The sequence below is a fragment of the Sphingomonas sp. P4_D12 genome, from assembly GCF_056401895.1.
This window is the reverse complement of record NZ_JBFUIL010000006.1, coordinates 228,573-244,839: the sequence shown is the minus strand read 5'-3', so window position 1 is coordinate 244,839 and position 16,267 is coordinate 228,573. Positions and strand designations below refer to the sequence as shown.

Here is a 16,267-nt window from a genome sequence, read left to right as displayed (position 1 = left end):
GCGGAGCCCTTAATCCAGCCCGGCGCGGATCGCCGCACCGGCGACGAACGGCGCTCCCGCGACCAGCACCAGGCTGACTGCCGCCAGCAGCTTGAGCGCACCGACACCGCCGTCGAGACTGCCGGCGCCGAAGATCAGCAACGGTACCGCCAGCGGCAGCAGCAGCAGCCCGGCGATCGCGCCGGCGCCGCGCAGTCCCGCGACCAGCGCTCCGGTTGCCAGCGCGAGCGCGGCGAGGCCGGGGGTGCCGATCAGCAGGCTGATTTCGACCCGGACCAGCGTCTTGGTCGAGAGGTTGAGCAACGCCGCCGCGGGGAGTGCCGCGAGCAGGATCGGAGGGGCGAAGGCGAGCCAGTGCGCGATCAGCTTGGCGAAGGCGAGCGTCGCGGCGGACTGGCCGCGTGTCAGCAGTTGGTCGATCACCCCGCTGGCCAGATCCGGCGCGACGAGGCGTTCGATCGGGATCAGCGCGGCGAGAAGCGCTGCCGCCCACAACACGCCGCCGCCGACACGCACGAGCAGCTTGGCGTCGGGGCCGATCGCGAACGGAAACAGGATCGCGACGAGCAGGAAGAACGCCACCGGCAGCAACGCGCCGCCGCCGATCCAGGCGCGGCGCAGGTCGCGGGCGATGAGGAGGACGAGAGCCGAACTCATGCCGCCGGCCCCAACTGAGGCAGGTGCTGGGAAAGATCGATTGCGAGGGCGTCAGGCAGCGCGATCGGTGTGTGGCTCGCCACCAGAACCGCGCCGCCCGACGCGCGATGCTTGGCGAGCGCCGTTTCGAGCAGACCGAGCGCGGCCTTATCCAACCCATTGGCCGGCTCATCGAGCAGCCAGAGCGGTGCGCCGCTAGCGATGACGCGCGCAATCGCGGCCCGGCGGCGCTGGCCAGTCGAGAGCAAGCGGACGGGGATGTCGGCGAGATCGCTCAGCGCAAGAGCGTCCAGTGCGGTCGTGACATTGTCCGCTGCTCGATCGAGCAGCGCCCAAAAAGTGAGTGCGCGGGCCAGCGGCAATTCCTCGTCGAGCGAGGGCTGGTCGGTCAGGAGGGCACGCGCCGCGTTACCGGCGATGCGACCGGCGGCAGGGGCGAGCAGCCCGGCGGCGAGACGGATCAGGCTCGACTTGCCGATGCCGTTCGGGCCGGTGACCAGCGCCGCTCCACCCTGCTCCAGCGTGAAAGACAGGCGCTGGAACAGTGCCCGTCCGCCGCGAATGCAGGTGACGGCGTCGAACGCGATCAGGGTCACGCGTCGTCCTCGAGCCGGTGCATATCGTCGTCGCTCAGGCCGAAATGATGCCCGACTTCGTGGATCACGATGTGGCGGACGAGCGTCGTCAGATCCTCGCCGTCCTCGATCCATTCGTCGAGGATCGCGCGGCGATAGAGATGGATGCGGTCGGGTACCGCGCCCGACTCCATCGATGATTTCTCGCCGATCGGGCGGCCATGATAGACGCCCGTGAGGTCGAACGGACTTTCGATATCGAGCGCCTTCAGCGTCTCGTCATCGGCGAAATCCTCGACGATCAGCACGATCTCGCCGAGATGGCGGCGAAACGCGTCGGGCAACGCCGCGAGCGTTCGGCGCGCGATCGCCTCGATCTCCTGTGCGCTTGGCGCGACATGTGCGCCCTCTTGCCCGCTCATGACGAGCGGCATAGGCCGTTATCCATCGCGGCGGCAAGCAAGGGAGAAAGCGATGGTCGAACAACTGAGCGACGAGGAACGCGGCGAAGCGCTCGATGAACTCGACGAATGGGATTATGACGAGGGCCGCGACGCGATCAGCCGCAGCATCACCTTCGGCGATTTCAGCGAGGCGTTCGCGTTCATGACACGCGTCGCGCTGTTGGCCGAAAAGCACGACCACCATCCGGAATGGTCGAACGTGTGGAACCGGGTCGACATCACGCTGACCACGCACGACGCCGGCGGATTGTCGCACCGCGACATCGCGATGGCGGAGGCGATCGATCTGTTAGTCGACTAGCGATGGGATTCCGCCGCCATTGCGTGGCCGTTCCGCTTAGCGGATGTCCTCATAGCCCTTGGTGGCGGGCTTGCCGCGGAAGACGATCGAGAAATAATTGAGGAAATAGATACCGGCGATCTTGGCGAAGCCCTGTTTCTTCATCCGCCGTCCCGAGGTGGGCATGACGAACCGCGGCGAGAACAGCACTTTGCCCTGTTGCTTGGCGCGCTTGGCGATGTCGACATCCTCGCCATAGAATTCGATCGAGCTGTCGAACCCGCCCATCCGCTCGAGCACGTCGCGCGGAATGGCGAAATTGCCGCCGACCATCATATAGCCGGTAATCCCGTACAACGGCCGCGCCGCGACGAACCATCCGCTCGAAATCTTGTTACGCAGCCCGCTGAGGTCGTAAAAGCTGTACGGCCCGGACAGGCAGGCCAGATTCTTGCGCTTGCCGAACTGTTCCCAGATCTGCTCGATCCAGCCCGCCGGCGGGTGCGTATCGGCATCGACATAGGCCAGGATATCGCCGGTCGCCTCGAGGAAGCCGCGCTGGCGCGCCCGGGTGATGCCCTTTTCGGGCTCGAACACATAGGTGACGCCGGGATAGCGCTCGATCACTTGCCGCGTGCCGTCGGTGCTGTTGTTGTCGACGACGATGATTTCGGTCACCTTGCCCGCGACGTTGCGCATCACCGCATCGAGACAGGCGGGAAGATATTCCTCCTCGTTATAAGCGGGGATGATGAGGCTGATCGTCGGCCTTCGCTCTTGGGTCACGCCGGGCATAAATTCGCTAGTGCCGCAATATCCGCTTCCTGGCCAGAGCAAGAGCGAACGCACCGAAGTCGGGGATGTTCACCGGGCCGATTCCCGTTCCCGATCCCGCACCAATCGATCTCGCGACGAGCGCCATAGGCCGCGCCCGGTGCGTCGTCAAAGCGCCAGCGACCACGTCTGGCCGACCAGGTCCTTGCCGAAGGAATGGTGCGGCGTTTCGTCGACCAGCACGAAACCGGCTCGCTCGTAGATCGCGCGCGCGGCGGACAGGACGCTGTTGGTCCACAGGTCGAGCCGTTTGTATCCGACCGCCCGCGCACGGTCGATGCACGCCGCGACCAGCATCTTGCCGACCCCCGTGCCGCGCGCATCGCGCTCGACATAAAGCAGGCGCAATTTGCCCACGTCCGGCTCGTCGCCATGAACCAGGAAGATCGAGCCCGCCATCCGCCCGTCCATCTCCGCGATCCAGGCCGCGTCGCGGTCGGGATCGAAGGACTGATGGAAGTCGGCGAGGATGCGCGCGACCAGCGCTTCATAGTCGCCGTTCCAGCCATATTCCTCCGCGTAGAGGATCGCCTGTCGCGCGGTCACCATGCCGAGGTCGCCGGGCCTGAGTCCGCGCAGCACGGGCCGGGGCGTGGTATCCTGTTCGAATATCCGGGTTATCGTCCTCGCCGCGGAGAGCATCGCCGCGCGCCGGAAGGGCGGCAATCCGTCCAACAGCGCGCCGACCGCGCGCTGCGTATTGCCTTCCAGCGCGGCAAAGGCGGCTCGGCCCGGCCCGGTGAGCGACAGCAATTGGTGGCGGCCATGCGATGGATCGTCACGCATCGTGACCAGGCCGCGATTGGCGAACCGCTTGATCGTGCGACTGATCTGCGCCGGGTCGAGCCGGAGCACGCGGGCGATTTCCGCCGCGGTTGGATCGGTCCGGTTGGCCAGTTCGTAGAGAATCCGCGCTTCACTCAGGGTGAACGGGCTGTCGTCGAGATGGGCGTCGAGCAGTCCCAACTGCATGGTATAGACGCGGTTGAAGCCGCGCAGCGCGGCCACGTCCCGCTCGTGTCGAACCGTCATGTCGCAACAAATCCATTATGTTGATCGAATCAACACTATAGAATCATGACTGAGTCAACAATCCCTCCCGGCGGACAGAATGGGGAGGTCTGAATGTCGATCCACCTAATCCTTGCTGCCGATCCCGCGCCGCATCATCTTCCTGAGCTGGCCTGGCATCCAGCGGGCGGCGAATTTCATCCGGAACGCGGTCTTGCCGACATAAGTGTGGACGGCGTCGCCATGAACCGCATTCCACGCGGCGTCGGCGACGTCGGCGGCGCTGCTCAGCTCTAGGCCCGCCGCGGTTACTGACTCGCGGATATTGCGATTGCTGCCGTCGACCGGCACCTGGAGCAAAGGCGTGTCGATAAAGGCGGGAATGAGGTCGCGCACCTTGATGCCGTCGCCATACCATTCGCCATCGAGCGCCTCGGTCAGCGAACGCACGGCGAACTTGGTCGCCGAATAGACCGACAGGCCGGACGTGCCATAGATCGCCGAGGCTGAGGCGGTGTTGAGCAGGCACGATCCCGGCGTCTTGGCCAGATAGGCATGGCCGATCTTGGCGCCGTTGAGCACGCCGACCAGGTTGATCTGGACGACCCGGTCGAGATCCTCGAAGCTCATCTCGGTGATCCGCCCGCCGGTGCCGATCCCGGCATTGTTGAACAGCACGTCGAGCCGGCCGCCGGTCTTGGACGTGAAATCGTCGAGATCGTTCTTCCACGAATCGCGATCGCGCACGTCCATGATATAGGTGTCGCTCATCCCCGTAGGCAGCAACGCGGCGGTCTCGGTCAGTCCCTTGGCGTTGACGTCGGCGAGGCCGACCCGCCAGCCCTCCCGCGCGAACCGCTGTGCCACCGCGCGGCCGATGCCCGATCCGCCGCCGGTGATGAAGATTGCTTTGGTCGTCATTCCCCGCCCTTTTCGTACCGTCGTCATGCCGGGCTTGTCCCGGGATCCACGGAGCCTCTTGGCCCAGGATTGCGGCACAGTGGATCCCGGGACAAGCCCGGGGTGACGAATTCGAGCGTTTGACCCTGTGGCAATCGTTCCGCACAACGTCCGCGTGAGTCTGCCAGGCCCATCCGTCGCCCTTTCCGGCGTGACCAAGAGCTACCCCGGCGGCACCGTCGCGGTCGACGACGTGACGGTCGAGATCGCCGGGGGAAGCTTCGTCGCGCTGGTCGGCAGCTCGGGGTCGGGCAAGTCGACTCTGCTCAAAACGATCAATCGGCTGATCGAGCCGAGCGCGGGCAGCATCGCGATCGACGGGCAACAGATCGATACCGAGGACCGGTTCCGACTGCGGCGGCGGATCGGCTATGTCTTCCAGAATATCGGGCTGTTCCCGCATCTGACCGTCGCCGAGAATGTCGCGATCGGGCTCAGGCTGGAGGGAGAGAAGGACCCGCACGCCCGCGTTGCGGAACTGCTCGGGCTGGTCGATTTGCCGGCGGACTTCGCGACGCGCATGCCCGATGCCTTGTCAGGCGGGCAGCGCCAGCGCGTAGGTGTCGCGCGCGCCTTAGCGACCGAACCCAGATTGTTGCTGATGGACGAGCCGTTCGGCGCGCTCGACCCGGTCACGCGCGATCAATTGGGCAACGCCATCCGCGCGCTGCATGATCGGCTCGGGCTGACCACGATCATGGTCACGCACGACATGGCCGAGGCGCTGCTGCTCGCCGACCGCGTGCTGGTCATGGACAAGGGTCGGATCGTCGCTGATGCGGTGCCTCGGGCGCTGTTGGCCGGTGAAGGCGGCGCAGCGGCGCAGGCGCTGGTCGCGGTGCCGCGCGAACAGATGAAACGGCTCGGCGCGCTGGAGGCGAGCGCGTGATGGGTTCCCCCCAAATCCTCCCCGCTTGCGGGGAGGGGAACCAGCCGGAGGCTGGTGGAGGGGGGGCGCCACCGGCTACATCCCTGGAGGCCTACCCCCTCCACCACCGGGCTGCGCCCGGCGGTCCCCCTCCCCGTGCCGGGGAGGAGTTTTAGTGGTCGACTTCCTCGACGCCCTAGCACGGGTCCCCGATCTCCTCGCCCAGCATCTGTTGCTGGCGATGAGCGCATTGGTGCTGGGGATCATCCTCAGCCTGCCGCTCGCGGTGTGGTCGGCGCGGGTTCCTTCGGTCGGTCGGATCGTGCTCGGCTTCGCGAGCCTGGTCCAGACGATCCCGAGCCTGGCATTGCTCGCTCTGTTCTATCCGATCCTGTTGTCGCTCTCGACGCTGGTCGGCGGCGGAATTCCTGCATTGGGCTTCCTTCCCTCGCTCCTCGCGCTGACGCTCTACGCCTTGCTGCCGATCCTCAGGAACGGCGTGACCGGGCTCGCCGGGATCGATCCGGCGGTGATCGAGGCGGCCGATGGTGTCGGCATGACCGCGTGGCAGAAATTGCGGCTGGTGGAGGCGCCATTGGTCGCGCCGGTGCTGATGGCCGGCATCCGCACGGCGGCGGTGTGGACGATCGGCGCGGCGACACTGTCGACCACGGTCGGTCAGCCGAGCCTGGGCGATATGATCTTCGCCGGGCTGCAGACGCAGAATTGGGCGTTGGTGCTGGCGGGGTGCACCGCGGCGGCGGGACTGGCGCTCGCGGTCGATGCGCTGCTCGGCGTGATCGAGCGCGGCATCGCGCGGCGCAAACGGCTCGGCGCATGGATCGCGTTCGGTCTGCTCGCGCTCGGCGTCGTGATCGCCTTGCTCCCGGTGCTGCCGGTGCGGCAGGAGACGGTGACGATCGGCGCCAAGGGCTTTTCCGAACAATATATATTGGCGCGGATGATCGGCCATCGGCTAGAGGCGGCGGGCTATCGCGTGCGCTACAAGGAAGGGCTGGGATCGGGCGTGATGTTCGCGGCACTGACGTCGAGCGATGTCGATGTCGCGGTCGATTATACCGGCACGATCTGGACCAACGAGATGATGCGGACCGACACGCCGCCACGCGATGCGATGGTGGCGGCGATCCGCGACTGGCAGACGAAACAGGGGCTCAATCTGCTCGGACGAATGGGGTTCGAAAACGCCTATGCCTTCGCGATGCGGGGCGATCGGGCCAAGGCGCTGGGGATCGCCAGTCTCGACGATTTGGTCGCCAAGGCGCCGGACCTGCAATTCGGCGCCGACCTCGAATTCCTCGAACGCCCCGAATGGAAAGCGGTGCGCGTCGCCTATCCGATCCGGTTCGGATCGGCCCATGCCTACAACCCGACCTTCATGTATCGCGCGCTGGAAAGCGGGCAGGCGGACGTCATCTCGGCTTTCTCGTCCGACGGGCGGATCGCGGCGGACAGGCTGACCGTGCTGAGCGATCCCAAGGGGGCGATTCCCAATTACGATGCGATCCTGACCATCGCTCCGCGCCACGCGAAGGATGCGCGGATGATCGCGGCGCTGAAGCCGCTGATCGGGCGCGTGCCGGTCGAGGCGATGCGCGAGGCCAATTACATGGTCGATCGCGATGCGGGGAAGGAGAGCCCAGACGCGGCGGCGCGGTGGCTGGAGAAGAAGGTGGGGTTGTAGGGATCTCGGCGACGACATTCTCCCCTCCCTGAAAGGGAGGGGATCAAGGGGTGGGTGTAGCGTCGGGCGAGGCTCGATGCCTCGTCCGGCGCTCTCTAGCGATCGGCCAATGAGTCTTTACGGCGCGCAGACGCGCGCACCCACCCCCAACCCCTCCCTTTCAGGGAGGGGAGTTAGTTGGGGATTGTGCAGTAGCCGGCCTCTCGACGCGGCAAAGCCGCGTCGGACGGCGCCTTTGGCGCCGCCGGCCGGGCCGAGCGCCGGGCGGGAAATAGCGCCGCTATTTCCCTGCACGCGGCCTAGAAGAACACCTTTCTCACGCTCAGCCGAATCGTCCGGCCCATCGGGTCGAGATAATCTGGCTGATAGCTGATCGGCGTGTCGCCATTGGCGTCACGGACGCGCTGGCGCGAATCGAAGACGTTGTTGAGCGCCAGGGTCACCCGCATCCCCGCTGCCCAGGGGTTCTTCTTGAGGAACTTAAGCTGTTGGGTGAGGTCGGCGAACAGCCGCAGGTTGATCGTCCCCAGGCTCGAAAAATCGAGCGGGTTGGGATTGCCCGGACTGCCGCCCAGCACATGCGTGCCGCTTTGCCAATCGGCCGACAAGCGGACGCCCAGGCCGTTATTGGAATAGCCCGCCTGTGCCTCCAGTTCGTGGCGCGACTGGCCGCCTTGCCCGATCGTGCCGCCATTGAGCAGGTCGACGACCGGGAGCGTCGGCGAAAGCTCGACGCGGTCGGTGAAATGCCAGGTGTGGTAGAAAGCGAATTGCAGCCGGCCACCGCCGCCGCCGAACGCACCACGACCGCCGCGCCCGCCGCCGCCGCCGAAACCACCGCCGCCGAACCCGCCACCGCCAAAGCGTCCGCCACCAGGACGGCCGCCGCCGGCCGCACCATCCTGGGGCGGGGTACCCGTCGCGTTGGGATTGCTGCCGTCAGCCGGCGGCGTGGTGGCATTGGGCGTGCCGCCGTCACCCGGGGGTGGACCGCCCGCGCCCTGCGGCCGCTCGCCAAAGCGGCGGTTGTTGGGCAAGCGCAGGCCCTGGAACGGGTTGGGGCCCTTGCCGGCGCGGAACGCCTCGATTTCTTTCTGCAACTTGGATTTGAGCGGATGCGAGAAATTGAAGCCCCAGCGCAATTCGGACCGGTCGGTGCGCGCGAAGTTCACCGTGCGCGTATCGATCGCGGTGAGGTCGCCATCGGCGTCGCGCGTGAAGCGGTCGGGAAAGGCGGCCTCGACCGCCGCCGTCGCCGACGGCAAGCCGGCGATCGCGTTGCGCACGCTCGACTTCACGTAATTGGCGGTCAGCGTGAAATCGGTCTTTTCCCACGGCTTCAACGTCAGGCCGATCTTCAGCGTATGCTTGCTGTCGGCGTTGAGGAAGGGGTTGCCGCCGGTCGTGCTGGTGACGCTGACCGTCTCGCCCTTGATATAGTCGAACACGCGGACGTTGGGCGTGACGACGGTGGGATTGGCAAGCTGCGCGGCGGACGGGGCATCGTCCTGGTCGGTCACCGAGGCGATGAACCGCACGCCCTGGATCGGCTGCCAATTGGCGCCGTATCCGCGGGTGGTCAGCGTGCCGAAGTCCGACAATTGGTGCACCGCGTAATTGCCGTTGAGCGACAGGTCGCCGATGAACGCCAGGACGTGCTTCGATTTGCTCGCGATCGGCACGTCGAGATTGATTTGCCCCGAAGCTTCGTTGCGCGTGGTCGATCCGCTGGTGCTGACCAGCCCGCTCTGCGAGTCGAGGCGATACGACTGGCTGTCGAGGCTCGACAAGGAGCCGCCGACCCGGATCGCGGTCGAAATGTCGCCGGCGGGCAGCTTGAGCAGCTTGCCGTTGACCAGCGCATCGACGCCGCCGCTATTGGAGGTCGATTGCCCGCGATTGGCCGGCGCCACCGCATAATCGAGCGGATTGATCGGTCCGAGCGGATTGAACGTCGGGTCGCCGGCATCGAGCCGGGCTTGAAGGGCGCTGACGTCGAACCCCGTCTCGCTGAACGTCTCGCTGTCGACGCGATCGTAATTGGCGGTCAGCGACCAGCGCCATTGCGTCCCGAACTGGCCGTTGAAGCCGGTGCCGAGATGATAGGTCAGCGCCGAATTGCGCTGCTTGAGCGGATCGTAGCCGGTGGCGACGCGGTCGATCTCGACATCGCCGGCGGAGGTGGAAAACGGATTGCCCGCGGGCAAGGTCAAATCGAGCGTCGGCAGACCCTGCGCGCCGGTCGATTCGGTATATTGGAACGTGCCGTTGATCGTCGCATTCACCTTGCCCAGCGGCCGGGCGTAGACCAGGTTCGTCTGGAAATTGCGGCTCGACGACAAGAGCGTGCGATAGGGCCGCTGGTCGAAGCCCGGATTGAGGTCGATCGTTCCCGGCGTGGCCGGCTTGGTCACCGGCGGCAGGATGTCGCGTTCATTCTCGTAGAGCGGCGAACTGTCGGTATAGCCAGCGTGCAGGCTGAAGCGGTTGTTGCGGCGGATCGTGACGATATCGCCGGTCACCGATGGCGTGTTGCGGCCGCCTTCGGTCGCGACCTGGTCGCCCAGTTCGGTGGTGATCGACTTGAAGCGCTGACGCAGGACGATGTTCACCACCTTCTGGTCGGCGGGATAACCGTATTTGAGCGCGACTTCCTCGGGCAGGATATCGACGCGCGCGATCGCCTCGGTCGGCAGATCGCGGATTTCGGCGAAGCTCGAGATGCGGCGACCGTTGAGCAGCACCACCGGCGCGCCGCCCGATCCACGATCGCTGCGGATCTGCGGCGCGAGTTCGTTGAGCAGGTCGCTGACGCTGTTGACGCCGTACGAGCGGACATCGGCAGGCCCGAGCGACTGTTCGGGCGGGATATCGCCGACTACCGCGCCGGGCAGGCTGCGCGAGCCGGTGACGACGATGTCGTTCTCATCCGCGCTGTCGTCGTCCGATTGCGGCGCAGATGCGGGCTTCGACTGCGGAGGCGCCGGGTTCGGCGCTGGGGCAGGCGCGGTTTGGGCGTGGAGCGCGACGGGCGCGCTGCCGGCAAGCAATAAGACGAGGCTGATCGAACGACGCATTCATTATCCGCTACTGGTCGGGAGCAATGCAGGCCACTACATTCGAATTGTCGCAGAATTGTGCCGTTCCGGTGCCTTTGTAGCGGCGGGTCTGTCCCGGGGAGAAGGCGATGCGGATCACCGTCAACGGCGAAGCGCGCGAGGTGGAGGCGGACGTTCGCACCACCTTGCTCGACCTGTTGCGCGAACATCTCGGTCTGACCGGCGCCAAGAAGGGATGCGATCACGGCCAGTGCGGCGCGTGTACGGTGCTGGTCGACGGGCGGCGGATCAACGCCTGTCTGAGCCTGGCGGTGATGCACGAAGGCGACGAGGTGGTGACGATCGAGGGACTCGGCACGCCCGACCAGCTCAGTCCGTTGCAGGCGGCGTTCCTCCATCATGACGGTTTCCAATGCGGTTATTGCACGCCGGGACAGATCTGCTCGGCGACTGCGATGCTCGATGAAGTCGCCCAGGGCTGGCCGAGCCATGTCAGCGACGATCTCGATCATGTCGTGTTCGACGATATGGAGATACGCGAGCGGATGAGCGGCAATATCTGCCGCTGTTCGGCCTATCCGACGATCGTCGCGGCGATCCGCGAGGTGGCGGATGCCAAGCGCGTGGCGGAGGCCGCGGAATGAAGCCATTCGATTATGCGCGGGCCGCGACCGTCGAGGACGCCTTGGCCGCCGGCGCGGACGGTGGGCGTTATATTGCCGGTGGGACCAATCTGGTCGACCTGATGAAATTGCAGGTCGAGACGCCGGTCAGGCTGGTCGACATCAGCCGGCTCGCACTCGATGGCGTCGAGCAGATCGCTGGCGGCGGCGTGCGGATCGGCGCGTTGGTACCGAATAGCGATCTCGCCGCCCATCCGCTGATCCGTGCGCACTATCCGATGCTGAGCCGGGCCCTCTTGGCGGGCGCGTCGGCGCAATTGCGCAACAAGGCGTCGACCGCCGGCAATCTGCTGCAGCGGACGCGCTGTTATTATTTCTACGAGACCGCGGCGGCCTGCAACAAGCGCGAGCCGGGCAGCGGGTGCGACGCGATCGGCGGGTTCAACCGCATCCATGCGGTGCTCGGTGGATCGGAATCGTGCATCGCGACGCATCCGTCGGACATGGCGGTGGCGTTGCGCGCGCTCGACGCGGTGGTGGTGACCGCGCTGCCTGACGGCGAGGAGCGGCGGATCGCGCTCGGCGATCTCTATCGCTTGCCCGGCGACACGCCCGAGATCGAGACCAATCTCAGACCCGGCGAACTGATCGTCGCGATCGAGCTGCCCGCGCCGCCACCTGGCCGGCAACTCTATCGCAAGGTGCGCGACCGCGCGTCCTATGCCTTTGCGCTGGTGTCGGTCGCGGCGGCGGTTGCGGTCGAGGATGGTGTCGTCACCTCGGCGCGGCTGGCGTTCGGCGGGCTTGCGTCGATGCCGTGGCGCAGTGCCGAAGCCGAAGCCGCATTGGTCGGCAAGCCTGCCGGGACCGAAGCGTTCGAGGCAGCGGCCGACGCGCTGCTGAGGGCCGCGCGCGGGTACGGCCATAACGATTTCAAGATCGTGCTTGCGCGGCGCACGCTGATCGCCTGCCTGCGTGACCTCACGGCGTAGCGGGCTGGTCGGTCGCCGCCATCTCGACCGGCTGGCGGCCTTTCCAATTGGTACGTTCGGCACTCTTCCAGGCGGCGTGAAGCCTGGCGTGACCCATGCCCAGGCCAATCCGGTCAGCGGTTTCGGCCCAATCTTCGCCGATTGCGGTAAGGCGGACATTGGTCGGCCCCGGTGGTAGATCGTCGACCCAGCCGCTGATTGCGGTCGGATTGAACAACGCCAGTCCCAACGTTGCCAAGGCGACGATCACGCCCGTCCATTTGAGCGTTGCGTGGCCGTCATCGTCTTGGTCGGGAAGATTGGCGGGGAATTCGTAGAGGTCGGACATGATCGGCTCTCTCAGAAGCGGAAGTAGATGAACGGGGCGATCCCTTCGAAGCGCATCGCGTCGACCACCAGCATCGCCGCGACCAACGCGCCGGCGAGCGCGGGCGCGGGCAAGCCGCGCAGCCGCTCGGCCAGTCGCGTCATCGAGTCCCAGCGTAAGGCGTGGATGGCGAGGCCGAACGCGATCAGCAGGACGACCAATGGCGTCACGGTGACCGCGCCCGTCGCCGGCGCGACAATCCCGCCGAGATAGGCCAGCGCGTCGCCGAAGCTTGCCGCGCGGAAGAAGATCCAGCCCAAGGTCACGACGTGGAAGGTCAGCACGACCTTGGCCCAATGCGGCAGAACGATCTTTCGGGTCTGCGGGCTCGTTGCCCAGACCCGCTCTATCACCAATGCCGCGCCGTGCAGTCCGCCCCAGATCACGAAGGTCCAGGCCGCGCCGTGCCACAGCCCGCCGAGCAGCATGGTGATCATCAGGTTGCGGTAGAGCCGCATCTTGCCGCCGCGGCTGCCGCCCAGCGCCTCGATATAGAGATAATCGCGCAGCCAGCGCGACAGGCTGATATGCCAGCGCCGCCAGAATTCCTGGAGCGAGGCCGAGCGGTAGGGCCGGTCGAAATTGCGCGGGAAGCGGTAGCCGAGTAAGGCGGCGATGCCGATCGCCATGTCCGAATAGGCCGAGAAGTCGCAATAAATCTGGACCGCATAGCCGTACGCCGCGAGGATCAGGTCGAGCGAGCCATGCGCCGAGGGGGCCGAGAAGACCGGGTCGACGAATTGCGTCGCGAGCTCGGACGCGATTACCGCTTTCTTGAACAATCCCCAGACGATCAGCAGCAACCCCATCGAGACCATTCCACGATTGAGCTTCGGGGTCTGCTGGAACTGGGGCACGAGATCGGCGGCGCGGACGATCGGCCCGGCGACGAGATGCGGGAAGAACGACATCAGCAGCAAAATGTCGAGCAATCGCGCGGCGGGAACGCGCCCGCGATGCACGTCGACGACGTAGCTGATCCCCTGGAAGGTGAAGAACGAGATGCCGACCGGCAGGATCACCTGCATCAGCGGCGCGTCCTGGCCGATGCCGAACAAGGTGAGCAGGCTGCCCGCCTGCTGCGCGAAGAAGTCGAAATATTTGAAGAAGCCGAGCACCAAGAGATTGGCCGCGACGCCGCCGATCAGCAGCGCCTTGCGCGCACGCGCATCGTCGCTGCGCGCGATCAGCGCGGCGGTGCCCCAGTTGATCAGCGCCGAGCCGATCAATAACGGCACGAAGCGCCAGTCCCACGCGCCGTAGAACACCCAGCTGGCGACGAGCAGGAGCAATTTTCGCCATTCGTTCGACCGCGCGGCCCACACCGCGGGGAAGACGATCAGGAAGAACAGGCCGAAGGTCAGCGTGGGGAACAGCATCGCGTCACTCGCTCATCGCAGCGTCGAGATCGGCTTGAAGCCGGGCGGCGAGCGCCTGACCGCCAAGCCAGCGGAAATGGACATGGTCGGGGCGCATCAGCGGCGGCATCGCGTTCGTCCACGCGCGCGCCGCGCACGGCCCGCCCATCGCTGCTTGCCAGTCCCAGAAAGCGATGCCGAGATCGCGTGCGACCTCGCGCTGGATGCCGCGAACCCGCCCGAGTGCCGGCGGCGCGATCAAAGAGGGCGTTACCGCGTCGGGGCAGCCGAGCAGCGCGCCCTCGGCATTAGTCTTGAGCGCCTGGTTACGGGTCAGCGCGTCGGGCGCGCCGAGCAGCAGCAGCGGGATGCCGGGGGCGAGCGTGCGTATCCGGTCGATTTGGCCGCGCAAGCTTGTCTCGTATTCGCGCGGGTCCAGGTGCGGCGAGAATCCCTCATTGGTGCCGAAGGCCAGCACGATCAGATCGGGCGTATAAGCGCGCAATTCCTCGGCGATCACCGCATCGTCGGTGCGGCCGAAATGCCGCAGCTGCGCGCCGACTACGCCGAGATTGGACAGCACCACGCCGCCCTGGTCGCGGAACGTCGCCCAGGAGGTGATCGTCGCGGGGCGATCGCCGGCGGTCACGGCGACCGACGATTGCGGCATAGAGCTACGAATCGTCGTGCAGCGCGGGGTCGGGACGGGGGCGTCGAGCGTGATGCGCTGGTCGATCCCGCTCAGCCGGACGGTCAGCGTCGCATCATTGGGTCCAGCCATCGCGCACAGCACGAAGCGGTCGAAATCCATGGTTGGGCTGTCGGTAGTGAGGCCGATCGTCGCGCCGGGCTGGAGCGAGGTCAGCGAATAACTCGACAGGCCGAGCGGCACCGCCATGTTCTCGGAACCCTTGCCGAAACTTGCCGCGACCCGCCAGCCAGGCGACATCGTCGCGGTCACGCCATGCGTAATATAGCCGTCCCATGGCCGTCCGGCGGCGAGCACGCCGCGCCCTCCACTGCCATAGCGCGCCTGAAGCAGGTCGCGCCAGGCGCCGGTCAGCACATCGCCGGCGGTGTGGCTGTCGCCAATCTGGATGATATGGACCGGGCGCATGCCCGGGATTCCCGCCCGCGCCGCGTCGAGCCGCGCGAAGACTGGCCTGAGGGTGGCGAGATTGCACGCCTCGCGCTGGCAATTGTCGGCAGCGGCGGTGCCGGGCAACAGCAACGCCAGGGCAAAGGCGAGCGCCTTCACTGCGCGACCTCTGGCGCGACGGCGGGCGCGGTATCGATCGCTCGCGTGGCATCGACATAGTCGCGGATGCGCGCCGCCAGCCCCTTGGTGATCCACAGATAGCCGGTCATCGACATGTGCACGCCGTCGCCTTCGCGGACCAAAGTGCGCTCGCCAGTCTTGGGATCGGGCAGATAGGCGGCATATTGGCCGTTCTTGTCCGAGGCGAGCGGGCGGGTGTCGACAAACGGCACGCCGAGCCTGGCCATTTCGCTCGCGTAAAAGTCGTTGATCGCGCCCATGTCGCTGTCGGTCTGCGCCTCGCGCATGCGCGGCAGGCCGACCCAATAGACCATCGCATGGTGGCGGCGGAGCAGGCCGACGAAACGGTCGATCCGGGTCGCGATCTGCGCCTTCCAGCGGTCGCCGAGCATCGGGCCATATTTGCCGTCATCGGTGATGATGCCCTGGATGTCGTTGGCGCCGAACGAGATCACAGCGATATCGATCGGCTCGGCGCCGAGCTGCTCGGCGGTATGTGCCTCGATATTGAGCCGCTTGTAGCGCGTGAAGCCGGTTGCCGGCTGACTGTATTTGACGACCTCGAAGTTCGCGCGCGGCAATTGCCGCTGCAGCCCCGACCAGACACCATCGCCGTACGAATCGCCGAACACCGCTACACGTACCGGGCGGCCTTGGTGCAAGGTGGCGATCAACTGTTTTTGCGGAACCGATCCGCATAAGCGCGCGGCGGCGACTTCCGGCGGCGCGGCGTTCGTCTTGGCGGGAATCGCGCAGACAGGGGCTTTTACTGCGGACGCGCCAGAACCGGCGTGCCCGACAAAGCCGAGACCTATGGCGGCCCCGGCGCACACGCCGAGGAGAAGGACCGCAGAGCGGTCCAATACTATGAATGGCAATGGCATGGTGAACCCGTTAGTTCGAGTGCGATATCCAGGTACGCCGAATCATACGAACGGGCAATAGTATTTTATTGATATTATCTCATAATTACTTGAGGAGATGGCAGGCTATATTTAATCTCCATCAATAGGTTGTGCCAATTGGGGCAGGCTAAATGTCCTATCCACGTATATGGCGCGATCTATCCACGGCAATTTAGCAAGAATCGCCGGTCAGTATTCGATCGCGTTACTATCCGTCACCGTTTTCCGCTGTTTTTCCGAGGCTCCGGCGATTCTCGCGACTAAAACCGATATCGTTTCGGCGACGACACTTTATCTCGCGACAATTCGCGCGACGAGGCGAGCCAAATC

At 65.8% G+C, this 16,267-nt stretch carries 16 protein-coding genes; 5 read left to right on the top strand and 11 right to left on the bottom strand.

All coding sequences use genetic code 11. From position 1 onward, the window contains the following. Nucleotides 1-9: 9 nt before the first annotated feature. From AC1DSD_RS13720 to AC1DSD_RS13710, 3 genes are read right to left on the bottom strand one after another with little or no spacing between them, the layout of a single operon-like run. Entirely contained in the window at nucleotides 10-657 is a 648-nt protein-coding gene (locus AC1DSD_RS13720) for a heme exporter protein CcmB (RefSeq protein WP_478030828.1), read from the bottom strand. After that, nucleotides 654-1,253 carry a heme ABC exporter ATP-binding protein CcmA gene (gene ccmA, locus AC1DSD_RS13715; RefSeq protein ID WP_478030826.1) on the bottom strand — a complete coding sequence of 200 codons (600 nt, stop codon included), beginning with the start codon at nucleotides 1,251-1,253 and terminating at the stop codon, nucleotides 654-656. Before ccmA ends, AC1DSD_RS13720 begins: the two co-directional genes overlap by 4 nt. Next, nucleotides 1,250-1,666 carry a metallopeptidase family protein gene (locus tag AC1DSD_RS13710; protein WP_478030824.1) on the bottom strand — a complete coding sequence of 139 codons (417 nt, stop codon included), beginning with the start codon at nucleotides 1,664-1,666 and terminating at the stop codon, nucleotides 1,250-1,252. The genes ccmA and AC1DSD_RS13710 overlap by 4 nt, the downstream gene beginning before the upstream one ends. Before the next feature lie 40 nt (nucleotides 1,667-1,706). Between AC1DSD_RS13710 and AC1DSD_RS13705 the strand changes: the two genes are divergently transcribed. Next, complete coding sequence (locus AC1DSD_RS13705) at nucleotides 1,707-1,997, top strand: 4a-hydroxytetrahydrobiopterin dehydratase (RefSeq protein WP_478030823.1); 291 nt, start codon at nucleotides 1,707-1,709, stop codon at nucleotides 1,995-1,997. Nucleotides 1,998-2,033: 36 nt separating this feature from the next. On the opposite strand, the gene AC1DSD_RS13700 is transcribed toward AC1DSD_RS13705, so the two are convergent. The 3 genes from AC1DSD_RS13700 to AC1DSD_RS13690 all read right to left on the bottom strand — a co-directional run bounded on the left by AC1DSD_RS13700 (nucleotide 2,034) and on the right by AC1DSD_RS13690 (nucleotide 4,742). Next, nucleotides 2,034-2,762: a glycosyltransferase family 2 protein gene (locus AC1DSD_RS13700; protein WP_478030821.1), complete on the bottom strand. Its 729-nt coding sequence runs from the start codon at nucleotides 2,760-2,762 to the stop codon at nucleotides 2,034-2,036. A 156-nt stretch (nucleotides 2,763-2,918) separates the two neighbouring features. Beyond that, nucleotides 2,919-3,842 carry a bifunctional helix-turn-helix transcriptional regulator/GNAT family N-acetyltransferase gene (locus AC1DSD_RS13695; RefSeq protein ID WP_478030820.1) on the bottom strand — a complete coding sequence of 308 codons (924 nt, stop codon included), beginning with the start codon at nucleotides 3,840-3,842 and terminating at the stop codon, nucleotides 2,919-2,921. 105 nt (nucleotides 3,843-3,947) lie between these two features. Next, a complete protein-coding gene (locus AC1DSD_RS13690) occupies nucleotides 3,948-4,742 on the bottom strand; it encodes an SDR family oxidoreductase (protein ID WP_478030818.1) in 795 nt (264 codons plus the stop codon). Nucleotides 4,743-4,932: 190 nt separating this feature from the next. Between AC1DSD_RS13690 and AC1DSD_RS13685 the strand changes: the two genes are divergently transcribed. Together AC1DSD_RS13685 and AC1DSD_RS13680 are read left to right on the top strand one after the other, a co-directional pair. After that, nucleotides 4,933-5,670, top strand: coding sequence for an ATP-binding cassette domain-containing protein (locus AC1DSD_RS13685; RefSeq protein ID WP_478030816.1), 738 nt, complete (start codon nucleotides 4,933-4,935; stop codon nucleotides 5,668-5,670). Nucleotides 5,671-5,890: 220 nt separating this feature from the next. After that, entirely contained in the window at nucleotides 5,891-7,354 is a 1,464-nt protein-coding gene (locus AC1DSD_RS13680; protein WP_478031362.1) for an ABC transporter permease/substrate-binding protein, read from the top strand. A gap of 299 nt (nucleotides 7,355-7,653) precedes the next feature. Here the strand turns inward: AC1DSD_RS13680 and AC1DSD_RS13675 are convergent, their stop codons facing one another. After that, nucleotides 7,654-10,431: a TonB-dependent receptor gene (locus AC1DSD_RS13675; RefSeq protein WP_478030814.1), complete on the bottom strand. Its 2,778-nt coding sequence runs from the start codon at nucleotides 10,429-10,431 to the stop codon at nucleotides 7,654-7,656. 110 nt (nucleotides 10,432-10,541) lie between these two features. Between AC1DSD_RS13675 and AC1DSD_RS13670 the strand changes: the two genes are divergently transcribed. Both AC1DSD_RS13670 and AC1DSD_RS13665 read left to right on the top strand, forming a co-directional pair. Further along, nucleotides 10,542-11,057: a 2Fe-2S iron-sulfur cluster-binding protein gene (locus AC1DSD_RS13670; RefSeq protein ID WP_478030812.1), complete on the top strand. Its 516-nt coding sequence runs from the start codon at nucleotides 10,542-10,544 to the stop codon at nucleotides 11,055-11,057. Further along, entirely contained in the window at nucleotides 11,054-12,028 is a 975-nt protein-coding gene (locus tag AC1DSD_RS13665; RefSeq protein WP_478030811.1) for an FAD binding domain-containing protein, read from the top strand. Before AC1DSD_RS13670 ends, AC1DSD_RS13665 begins: the two co-directional genes overlap by 4 nt. Here the strand turns inward: AC1DSD_RS13665 and AC1DSD_RS13660 are convergent. The 4 genes from AC1DSD_RS13660 to AC1DSD_RS13645 are packed head-to-tail and all read right to left on the bottom strand — an operon-like array spanning nucleotide 12,018 to nucleotide 15,706. Then, entirely contained in the window at nucleotides 12,018-12,356 is a 339-nt protein-coding gene (locus AC1DSD_RS13660) for a hypothetical protein (RefSeq protein WP_478030809.1), read from the bottom strand. The genes AC1DSD_RS13665 and AC1DSD_RS13660 overlap by 11 nt on opposite strands. Nucleotides 12,357-12,367: 11 nt before the next feature. Then, entirely contained in the window at nucleotides 12,368-13,774 is a 1,407-nt protein-coding gene (locus AC1DSD_RS13655; RefSeq protein ID WP_478030807.1) for an MBOAT family O-acyltransferase, read from the bottom strand. A 4-nt stretch (nucleotides 13,775-13,778) separates the two neighbouring features. After that, nucleotides 13,779-15,011: a GDSL-type esterase/lipase family protein gene (locus AC1DSD_RS13650; RefSeq protein ID WP_478030806.1), complete on the bottom strand. Its 1,233-nt coding sequence runs from the start codon at nucleotides 15,009-15,011 to the stop codon at nucleotides 13,779-13,781. After that, entirely contained in the window at nucleotides 15,008-15,706 is a 699-nt protein-coding gene (locus AC1DSD_RS13645; RefSeq protein ID WP_478030804.1) for an SGNH/GDSL hydrolase family protein, read from the bottom strand. Before AC1DSD_RS13645 ends, AC1DSD_RS13650 begins: the two co-directional genes overlap by 4 nt. Nucleotides 15,707-16,267 lie beyond the last annotated feature (561 nt).

What these genes read in the sequence shown, in the direction of transcription:
- AC1DSD_RS13710 (WP_478030824.1), bottom strand. Translation starts at nt 1,666, where the DNA reads ATGCCGCTCGTCATGAGCGGGCAAGAGGGCGCACATGTCGCGCCAAGC.
- AC1DSD_RS13660 (WP_478030809.1), bottom strand. Translation starts at nt 12,356, where the DNA reads ATGTCCGACCTCTACGAATTCCCCGCCAATCTTCCCGACCAAGACGAT.
- AC1DSD_RS13655 (WP_478030807.1), bottom strand. Translation starts at nt 13,774, where the DNA reads ATGCTGTTCCCCACGCTGACCTTCGGCCTGTTCTTCCTGATCGTCTTC.
- AC1DSD_RS13675 (WP_478030814.1), bottom strand. Translation starts at nt 10,431, where the DNA reads ATGCGTCGTTCGATCAGCCTCGTCTTATTGCTTGCCGGCAGCGCGCCC.
- AC1DSD_RS13695 (WP_478030820.1), bottom strand. Translation starts at nt 3,842, where the DNA reads ATGACGGTTCGACACGAGCGGGACGTGGCCGCGCTGCGCGGCTTCAAC.
- AC1DSD_RS13720 (WP_478030828.1), bottom strand. Translation starts at nt 657, where the DNA reads ATGAGTTCGGCTCTCGTCCTCCTCATCGCCCGCGACCTGCGCCGCGCC.
- AC1DSD_RS13705 (WP_478030823.1), top strand. Translation starts at nt 1,707, where the DNA reads ATGGTCGAACAACTGAGCGACGAGGAACGCGGCGAAGCGCTCGATGAA.
- AC1DSD_RS13680 (WP_478031362.1), top strand. Translation starts at nt 5,891, where the DNA reads ATGAGCGCATTGGTGCTGGGGATCATCCTCAGCCTGCCGCTCGCGGTG.
- AC1DSD_RS13670 (WP_478030812.1), top strand. Translation starts at nt 10,542, where the DNA reads ATGCGGATCACCGTCAACGGCGAAGCGCGCGAGGTGGAGGCGGACGTT.
- AC1DSD_RS13665 (WP_478030811.1), top strand. Translation starts at nt 11,054, where the DNA reads ATGAAGCCATTCGATTATGCGCGGGCCGCGACCGTCGAGGACGCCTTG.
- AC1DSD_RS13690 (WP_478030818.1), bottom strand. Translation starts at nt 4,742, where the DNA reads ATGACGACCAAAGCAATCTTCATCACCGGCGGCGGATCGGGCATCGGC.